General features: G+C 44.6%; 11 protein-coding genes. 9 read left to right on the top strand and 2 right to left on the bottom strand.

What is annotated here, in order from left to right:
• The 3 genes from GX019_02025 to GX019_02015 all read left to right on the top strand — a co-directional run.
• On the top strand, positions 1-241 hold a 241-nt coding region (locus tag GX019_02025), incomplete at its 5' end, for a substrate-binding domain-containing protein (GenBank protein HHT35934.1).
• A gap of 412 nt (positions 242-653) precedes the next feature.
• On the top strand, positions 654-800 hold the full coding sequence (locus tag GX019_02020) for a glycine zipper family protein (protein HHT35933.1): 147 nt from the start codon (positions 654-656) through the stop codon (positions 798-800).
• Between the two features lie 17 nt (positions 801-817).
• A complete protein-coding gene (locus GX019_02015) occupies positions 818-1,855 on the top strand; it encodes a glycerol-3-phosphate dehydrogenase (protein HHT35932.1) in 1,038 nt (345 codons plus the stop codon).
• On the opposite strand, the gene GX019_02010 is transcribed toward GX019_02015, so the two are convergent.
• The gene (locus tag GX019_02010; GenBank protein ID HHT35931.1) at positions 1,845-2,219 is read right to left on the bottom strand and encodes a zinc ribbon domain-containing protein; all 375 of its coding nucleotides are present in this window, start codon (positions 2,217-2,219) and stop codon (positions 1,845-1,847) included. The genes GX019_02015 and GX019_02010 overlap by 11 nt on opposite strands.
• 119 nt (positions 2,220-2,338) lie before the next feature.
• Here GX019_02010 and GX019_02005 point away from each other — a divergent pair, with 119 nt between their 5' ends.
• From GX019_02005 to GX019_01995, 3 genes are read left to right on the top strand one after another with little or no spacing between them, the layout of a single operon-like run.
• Positions 2,339-2,716, top strand: coding sequence for a GntR family transcriptional regulator (locus tag GX019_02005; GenBank protein ID HHT35930.1), 378 nt, complete (start codon positions 2,339-2,341; stop codon positions 2,714-2,716).
• A gap of 4 nt (positions 2,717-2,720) precedes the next feature.
• Complete coding sequence (locus GX019_02000) at positions 2,721-3,566, top strand: ABC transporter ATP-binding protein (GenBank protein ID HHT35929.1); 846 nt, start codon at positions 2,721-2,723, stop codon at positions 3,564-3,566.
• Entirely contained in the window at positions 3,563-4,180 is a 618-nt protein-coding gene (locus GX019_01995) for an ABC-2 transporter permease (GenBank protein ID HHT35928.1), read from the top strand. The genes GX019_02000 and GX019_01995 overlap by 4 nt, the downstream gene beginning before the upstream one ends.
• Here GX019_01995 and GX019_01990 read toward each other — a convergent pair.
• The gene (locus GX019_01990; GenBank protein HHT35927.1) at positions 4,177-4,884 is read right to left on the bottom strand and encodes a pilus assembly protein; all 708 of its coding nucleotides are present in this window, start codon (positions 4,882-4,884) and stop codon (positions 4,177-4,179) included. The genes GX019_01995 and GX019_01990 overlap by 4 nt on opposite strands.
• A 193-nt stretch (positions 4,885-5,077) precedes the next feature.
• Here GX019_01990 and GX019_01985 point away from each other — a divergent pair, with 193 nt between their 5' ends.
• Genes GX019_01985 through GX019_01975 form a run of 3 tightly spaced genes read left to right on the top strand, consistent with a single transcriptional unit; the run spans position 5,078 to position 8,123 of the window.
• Positions 5,078-6,364, top strand: a complete 1,287-nt coding sequence (locus GX019_01985; GenBank protein HHT35926.1) for an SLC45 family MFS transporter — start codon at positions 5,078-5,080, stop codon at positions 6,362-6,364.
• Positions 6,364-7,188: a glycerophosphodiester phosphodiesterase gene (locus GX019_01980; GenBank protein ID HHT35925.1), complete on the top strand. Its 825-nt coding sequence runs from the start codon at positions 6,364-6,366 to the stop codon at positions 7,186-7,188. Before GX019_01985 ends, GX019_01980 begins: the two co-directional genes overlap by 1 nt.
• Positions 7,185-8,123, top strand: coding sequence for a cation transporter (locus GX019_01975; protein HHT35924.1), 939 nt, complete (start codon positions 7,185-7,187; stop codon positions 8,121-8,123). The genes GX019_01980 and GX019_01975 overlap by 4 nt, the downstream gene beginning before the upstream one ends.
• Positions 8,124-8,171: the final 48 nt, after the last annotated feature.

The following is an 8,171-nucleotide window of genomic DNA, read 5'->3' as shown; positions in this document are numbered from 1 at the left end:
AGTTGGAGAAGTTGTCGTTATCGGTTTTGACTCTGGTAAACTGCAGCTGGATGCAATTAAATCCGGACTGATGGCCGGTGCAATTACCCAGAATCCGGTTGGAATCGGCTATGAAGCAGTTAAGGCTGCTGTAATGGCTATCAGAGGCGAGCCCCTTGAGCCGGTAATCGATACAGGTTACTACTGGTTCGATCTAAACAGCATTAATTCCAGTATAATTGCTCCACTGCTGTATGAATAATTTCTGCCGATGTAAAAAATCTATATGACACCCAGAGCGGCTGCGGAGTATCTACTCCGGGCCGCTTTTTTGTGATATATTTAAAATAGGTTCAAATTAACTAGTTAGGTGGGATGCAGAATTGGAGCAGTTAAATAAATTACGGGATAGTCTATCGGAAAAAGAAGTAAAGCAGGTGGATTTAGTCTTATGGGAGAGGATTATTACTAGATTAAGAGAGTTCTCGCCTAAATGTAACCAGTGTATGGCGTATTTAACAGAGGCTGATGAATCATTTAATGCTTTAATTGCGGCTGAAGACAGCAGCAAGAAGACGGCGGTAAAGGCAAATCAAACGCTGAAAAACGAGATTATCAGCCATCTGCAAAAAGAACATCACCTGGTACCGGAAGGTTACTATATCGCAACTTTTATGGCCCTTGGCGTAAGCCTTGGAATGGTATTTGGAATGGTTGTCTTTGACAACATTGGTTTGGGGATGCCTCTAGGTATTGCAATTGGAGCTGGAATTGGTGCTGGGAAAGATGCTGATGCTAAAAAGAAAGGGTTAACCATATAGATTGGAGGGCGTTAGCTGTGGGAGTGGTAGCAATTATTGGTGCAGGTATGATGGGTTCGGCTATGGCAATGCCGCTTGCAGATAATGGCCATAAGGTAAGGCTAGTCGGAACTCATCTCGATCGGGAGATTATTGACAGAGTTCGGTCTGATAACTATCATCCAACTTTAAAGCGTTATCTTCCTGGTGGTGTTATTCCTGATCATGTTGAAAATATATCTGTGGCCGTGGAGGGTGCTGACCTGATTATCTGCGGAGTCAGCAGTTTTGGGGTTGACTGGTTCTGTGAGCATGTGATTCCGCAGCTGCCAAGTGGTGTGCCGGTCCTGGCAGTTACTAAGGGATTAGCTGAAGGTCAGAATGGAGCGCTGGATACTTTTCCACATGTTTTTGCATCCTATCTAAAACCGGGACAAAAAATCTCCTTTAATGCAATTGGAGGACCCTGCACCAGCTATGAACTGGCTGATCGCCGCCATTCCCATGTTTATTTCTGCGGAAGCGATCAGGGTGTACTCGACCACCTTAGATCTTTGTTGACCACAGATTACTATCACATCTCAATTTCAACTGATGTTATTGGGATCGAAAGCGCTGTCGCTTTGAAAAATGCCTATGCCTTAGCTGTGACATTGGCTGTTGGCCAGCAGGAGCGGGACCATGGAGAAGGCTGTCAGCTGGCATACAATCCTCAGGCTGCTCTATTTGGACAGAGTGTACGGGAGATGTCTCTGCTCTTAAAAATGATGGGTGGGGCACCGGAAAGCCTAATCGCAGGAATCGCCGATTTATATGTAACTATCTTTGGGGGGCGGACACGCCTGCTGGGAACTCTCCTTGGCCGTGGCCTTTCATTTGCTGAAGCCATGGAGCGGTTAGCTGGAGTGACGCTTGAATCTGTTGCTATCACCAACCGGATCGCCAAAGCTGTTCGCGTGCGAGCTGCAAAGGGCGAGATCGAGCTGAGTAAATTGCCGCTTTTGATGCATATTGATGAAATCATTAACCAAAGTGCAGAAGTGAACATTCCATGGCATATGTTTACTAATTACTAAGGCGAGTTCCACAATGGGGACAGTATTGATAATAAGGTTCGGCTTGAGCCGAACAGCTGGGACAGATTCGAGTGGACGGCGAGCCTCCACAGAGGATCTGTTCTTTTTTTATCTCGACCGACTCACCGGCTTCGATTTTTTCACCTAATGTTTTTTCAATCTCGCAGATTCGGCTGCAGCATTGCGTTTGGATATAGTAGCGTTTGTTCCAGCGCCATAACGGGATGAAAAAGAAATGAAAATAGTAGTAGCTTTTAATTATTTCGTAGCGGCCGTATGCTTCGCAGACAGGGCAGATAACCGCTGTTTCAGTGTGGATCCTTTCGCTTTTACTCTGCACTCCGAAGATACCAATGAAAAACATACTATCACTCCCCACTGATATTATAAACCAGAAGTATCTCTGTTTACAATTGACAGTGATGCCTATACTGTATATAATGTATATATACAGAACGAACGTTATGATCAGGTGGTGATGGTTTGGAGATTGTACTTAGTAATTCCAGCGGTCTGCCTCTGTATGAGCAGATCGCTTCGCAGATTAAAAACATGATTATCTCAGGAGAATTGAAATCCGGTGAAGCGCTGCCATCCATGCGCTATCTGGCGAAAGAACTGCGGATCAGTGTGATTACTACCAAAAGGGCTTATGAAGAGCTGGAGCGGGAAGGATTCATTACTACAGTGCAGGGAAAAGGATCTTTTGTCAGTGAGAAAAACATGGAGATTATTCGAGAAGAACAGCTGCGGGTTGCTGAAGAGCATTTGGAAGTGGCGGTCAGAGCCGGAAAACAGGCAGGGATATCGTTAGAAGAACTAATCACAGTGCTGGAGATGTTTTATAGGGAAGGGGAGTAAAGAAATGAGCAGTGTTATCGAAATCAACGGCTTAACAAAACATTATGACGGATTTACACTGGATAAGATCAGCTTTTCCCAGCCGCAGGGGAGTATTATGGGTTTTATTGGTGAAAACGGAGCCGGAAAGAGCACTACCATCAAACTGATCCTAAATGTTATTCATCGAGATGAAGGTGAAATCAAAGTTTTCGGGCGAGACAATTTGACTTATGGAGCTGAAATCAAGGAGCAGATTGGTGTGGTTTATGATGAAAGCAGTTTTCCTGAAAGCATGACTGCCACAAACATCAATGCTTTTATGAGCCGTATTTACCGGAATTGGGATCACCAAGCCTACTTCCGCTATCTCGATCAGTTTGGGCTGCCGAATAACAAGGAAATAAAGACTTTTTCCCGGGGCATGAAAATGAAGCTTTCGATTGCGACAGCTTTGTCCCATCGCGCTAGGCTGCTGATCCTTGATGAACCCACAAGTGGACTTGATCCGGTGGTGCGAGATGAGATCTTAGATATCTTTTTGGAATTTATTCAGAGCGAAGACCATTCCATTTTTCTATCCACCCATATTACCAGCGATATTGAAAAGATCGCCGATTATATCACCTTTATTCATCAGGGACGGATAGTTTTTGTGTCTGATAAAGATGAGCTTTTAACCCGCTATGGAGTGCTGAAGTGCGGTTTAGATGAGTTTGAACATATTGATAAGCGGTTAATTAAAGGTTACCGCAAAAATCGCTTTGGTGTTGAGGCGCTCGTAGAGAAATCAAACTTCAGGGGCGGCCTTATCGATACCGCTACAATAGAAGATATTATGCTGTTTATACTGAGGGGGGAAAAACAGTGATTGGACTGCTGATCAAAGATCTTTACGCGTTAAAAAAGCAGTGGAGAGTAGTCTTTCTCATCACCATAATCTATCTGGTTTTTTCAATTAGCAGTGAAAATATGAGCATGTTTTCTACCATATCGATTGTGTATGCGATCATTTTACCCATGAGTGCCATGGCTTATGATGAACACTGCAAGTGGGATAAGTACGCTCTGTCCCTGCCCTTGTCCAGAACCACAATTGTACTTAGCAAATATGTGTTGGGGATTATGCTTAATCTTGCAGCAGGAATTTTGGTAAGTGGGGTCAATGTTGCTTTCAGTTATTATTGGGGCCAAGACATTGGCGAAGCGATTGCAACTGCGCTCGGAATCAGTGGAGCCGGTTTAATAATGCTAGCAGTAATGCTGCCCGTACTTTTTAAGTTTGGAGTTGAAAAAGCTCGGCTGATTATGATAGTGATCTTTTTAGTTCCGACACTGCTGGTGCTGCTGGTGCCAGGGGTGGAATTTGATCTATCGCCTCAGCTCTTGTCTGCGCTGCCGTATTTACTGCCGGTCGCGATTGTAGCAGTAGTGCTGTTATCAATGCTGATCTCCGTTAAGATTTATACGAGAAAAGAATTCTAAGTGTAAAGAATCAAACCTAAAATGAACAGGTGAGCAGGGTAGAAAATATAGAACATCCACTTGCTGAATTTGCCTCCGCCCCGCTCACCATTATATAACCTGATCAGTGGGATGCTGAGCATGATCCCAAGATGATAGCCACTGCCAAGCAAAGCGGACTGGATACCGGCGCCGCTTACTAGAGTGCCGAAGAATTGAGCAAATGCAATTACAAACGCAATGTACCCAATTCCAAACGCCTGCTGCCGAGGGTCGCGGCGGTAGATATAGAATAGAAGGCAGAAAGCAGGAATAAAATACATCCAATCCCCCAGGGTGGAAAAAACAGCAATCCCGATCAATGCTGGAATCCGCCAATTACTGTTCCGCATTTTATCCCAGCACCACACTGCCAATAAACCGAGAGCAAGCGTATAAATAACACTAAAAGGATATAAAGTCAGTCTGCCGCTGCGAAAATAGACGTATGGAAAGTGGGAGATTAAGGCGAACACAGCCAGCCTTGCAAAATATCTTGGTACAGAGCGGGTGTGGAGATAGCCCTGTACAATAAAAAAACACATTGTCGGAGCAGTTATTCTACCTAGAAAGTGTAGAAGTTGTCCCCAACAGGAGTGAAGGTCAAGGAAAGCCCACGCAATATGGTCTAACAGCATGGCTGCGATGGCCATTGTTTTGATTTGAAATCCAGTAAGTTTTGGCATGCTGTCACTCCTTAAAAGTGCTCTTTTCAAGATTATATCCTGCTAAATTGCTGATGTAAACTTGAGATTCTAACTATATGGACAATATTCGTGTAAAACAGAATAGGTATAGAAATATCTAACTGCAGGTGTTATAATTAGGCGGTAATTAACTATTTTCGCAAACAAATCTGCGTGGGTGGAGGATGGAATGATGAAACTTAACTATCGGCGGACATTCCTAGTTGGTCTAGCATTCATGGCAATCAGCACATTTTGGCAGCTTTATGATAATATCATTCCTTTGATTTTGAAAAATACCTTTGGACTTGGCGACACTTTGGCAGGAGGCATCATGGCCTTAGACAACATTTTTGCCTTAATCATGCTGCCTTTCTTTGGTGCCCTTTCTGACCGAATTGATACACCGATTGGCAGGAGAATGCCATTCATTCTGTTTGGAACGGCTCTAACCGTAGTTGCAATGCTGTTTTTGCCATTAAGTGATAAAATCGGCAGTTTACCTATGTTTATGGCTGCATTATTTGTTACTTTGTTTGCAATCAGCACCTACCGCTCACCGGCTGTTGCACTGATGCCGGACATTACTCCGCCACCGCTGCGGTCAAAAGCTAATGCTGTGATTAATTTGATGGGCGCGCTGGGTGTGGTTGCTGCTCTGGTATCAATCCGGTTATTAGTACCAGAGGGACCGCATCCTAATTATCTGCCTGTTTTTGCTGTGATTGCAGGCTTCATGGTGCTTGCCACCGTGGTGCTTTTTTTAACGATTAAAGAGAAAAAACTGACTGCTGAGATCAAAGCTGGAGATCCCGAACCGAGCGCTGCGACTGAGAAAAGTGCAGCTAAGGGATCGTCAGCGGGGATGACCAAACCAGTTCGCCGCAGTCTGATCTTTCTGCTGTCGTCAGTGTTTTTATGGTTTATGGCATATAATGGTGTTATGACCGCGTTTTCCAAGTATGCTCAGGAAGTATTAGGTCTGGCTGGCGGTGCATTTGCCAATGTCCTGCTGGTAGCTACAGTAACAGCAGTTATATCATTTATACCGGTTGGATTATTTGCCAGTAGATTGGGGCGGAAGCGCACTATTTTGTTTGGCATTATTGTCATGTTTATTGCTTTTGTCGGTGGCTGCTTCTTCAAAAGCTATTCTCCCCTGATGAATATCCTGCTGGGAATGGTGGGGCTAGGCTGGGCAGCTATTAACGTTAATTCGTACCCAATGGTTGTTGAGATGGCTGATGGAGCTAACATCGGCAGATTTACCGGATATTACTATACTTTTTCGATGGCGGGACAAATCGTTACGCCAGTCCTCTCAGGAGCTTTTTTAGAGCATATCGGCTATTGGACCCTCTTTCCTTATGCTGCGGTATTTATGCTGCTCGCGTTCTGCACCATGATGATGGTAAAACACGGCGATCATAGGCCCCTTCTGCCTGAGGATAAACTAGAACTGCTGGATGTGGTTGATTAATGGTTTGGGTTCTGAGAATTTTATCAGCTGGATTAATTCTGTTCGGATCATTTATGGTCCTTATTAAGCCTAACCGTAAGCGGGGAATCAGGCTTCCAACCGAGATGTTTGCCCATCGCGGCCTGCATGGTGCCGGTGTGCCGGAGAATTCACTGCTGGCATTTCTTCTTGCAAAGGAGCGGGGTTACGGTATAGAACTCGATGTACAGCTTACTCGCGATAAAAAAGTTGTTGTTTTTCATGATCCTGATCTACTGCGGATGTGCGGGGTTGACAAGAGGGTAGATGAGTTAACCTACGCAGAATTGAAGCAGTATTGCTTAGGTTCGTCTCATGAATACATTCCTCTGTTATCGGAAGTCTTAGAGCTATTAGTTGATGTGCCGGTAATCTGCGAGCTTAAACCTCATGCCGGGAACAATAACACCGAGATCTGCGAATATGTCTGTCAAGAGATTGCAGACTATGCTGGTGAGCTTTGGATTGAATCATTCAGCCCCTTTATTGTGCGGTGGTTTAAGCTGAACCGTCCAGATATTATCCGCGGCCAGCTGTCTATGGATTTTATCAGGCAGCGGGAAGGACTCAACTTGCTGGAAGCTTTTTTAATGAAACATCTGCTGGTCAATTTCATTGGGCGCCCTGATTTTATTGGTTATCGCGCAGAGCATTCTTCTTTTGGATTCACCTTATGCCGCAGACTATTTCAACCGATATGTCTGGCCTGGACTGTCACAGAACCCGAGCTGAAAGAGAAAATGCGAAACCGCTTTCATGGTTTTATCTTTGAAGAGAAAGCGCAGGGTTTGGAGGAATCACATTGATTAGAATTCTGATCAAGCGTTTTATTGATAATTATGATGATGTAAATAATCCCCGGGTGCGAGCGGATTACGGTGTCTTGTCCGGAATACTAGGTATTTTATGCAACCTGCTCCTGTTTGGTTTGAAGTTGGGGATTGGATTGGCAATTAACAGCGTTGCAGTTTTATCAGATGCATTCAATAACTTGACCGACTTCAGTTCATCAGTGATTATGGTCATCGGTGCAAAGTTGAGCAGTAGACCACCTGACCAAGAGCATCCCTATGGTCATGGCCGATATGAGTACGTGGGTACGCTGATAATCGCCCTGATTATTATTTGGGTTGGGCTGCAGCTGGCGCGCAGTTCAGTCATGAAAATAGTCAGTCCTGAACCAGTACAAGCAGACTTAATCACGTCTATCCTGCTGCTCTTTTCTATTGGTATTAAAGTGTGGATGTATTTCTATAACCGCTATATCGGGAGTAAGATTAATTCTAGTGTCAATTATGCTGCCGCGCACGACAGCATCAGTGATGCAGCTGCGACCGGCACTGTCATGGTCGGGATAACTATCAATCGGTTTGTGAACTGGCCGGTTGATGGACTTTTAGGTGTGGCCATTTCCGGAATGATCATCTACACCGGATTTGATGCCGCTAGATCAGCTGTCAACTTGCTGCTGGGAACAACCCCCGGTCCCGAGATTACAGATCGAATATATCAGATTATTGAAGCCAGCACCCATGTTTCTAACGTCCATGATCTGAAGCTTCATGACTATGGTCCGGGACGGATCAGTGGATCTGTTCATGTTGAAGTTCCATCTGATGCTCACGTAGAAGATATCCACGCTGAGATTGATCAGATTGAAAATCTGATCAAGTCGGAACTGGGCATCGATCTAGTTATTCACATGGATCCCAGCTCTGATTGCGATACCAATTCTGAATAAACTCTGTCCGGAAACATTTAAAGGTTCAGTCTTTTCTAGTGTTGTCAC

This window comes from Bacillota bacterium (assembly GCA_012837335.1).
In the GTDB taxonomy this organism is placed as follows: Bacteria; Bacillota; Limnochordia; order Darwinibacteriales; family DTU012; genus DTU012.
This window is presented reverse-complemented; position numbering and strand designations above follow the sequence as displayed.

Coding starts and splice junctions, on each gene's coding strand:
- GX019_02010 (HHT35931.1), bottom strand. CDS start 2,219: ATGTTTTTCATTGGTATCTTCGGAGTGCAGAGTAAAAGCGAAAGGATC.
- GX019_01985 (HHT35926.1), top strand. CDS start 5,078: ATGAAACTTAACTATCGGCGGACATTCCTAGTTGGTCTAGCATTCATG.
- GX019_02000 (HHT35929.1), top strand. CDS start 2,721: ATGAGCAGTGTTATCGAAATCAACGGCTTAACAAAACATTATGACGGA.
- GX019_02020 (HHT35933.1), top strand. CDS start 654: ATGGCCCTTGGCGTAAGCCTTGGAATGGTATTTGGAATGGTTGTCTTT.
- GX019_01990 (HHT35927.1), bottom strand. CDS start 4,884: ATGCCAAAACTTACTGGATTTCAAATCAAAACAATGGCCATCGCAGCC.
- GX019_01980 (HHT35925.1), top strand. CDS start 6,364: ATGGTTTGGGTTCTGAGAATTTTATCAGCTGGATTAATTCTGTTCGGA.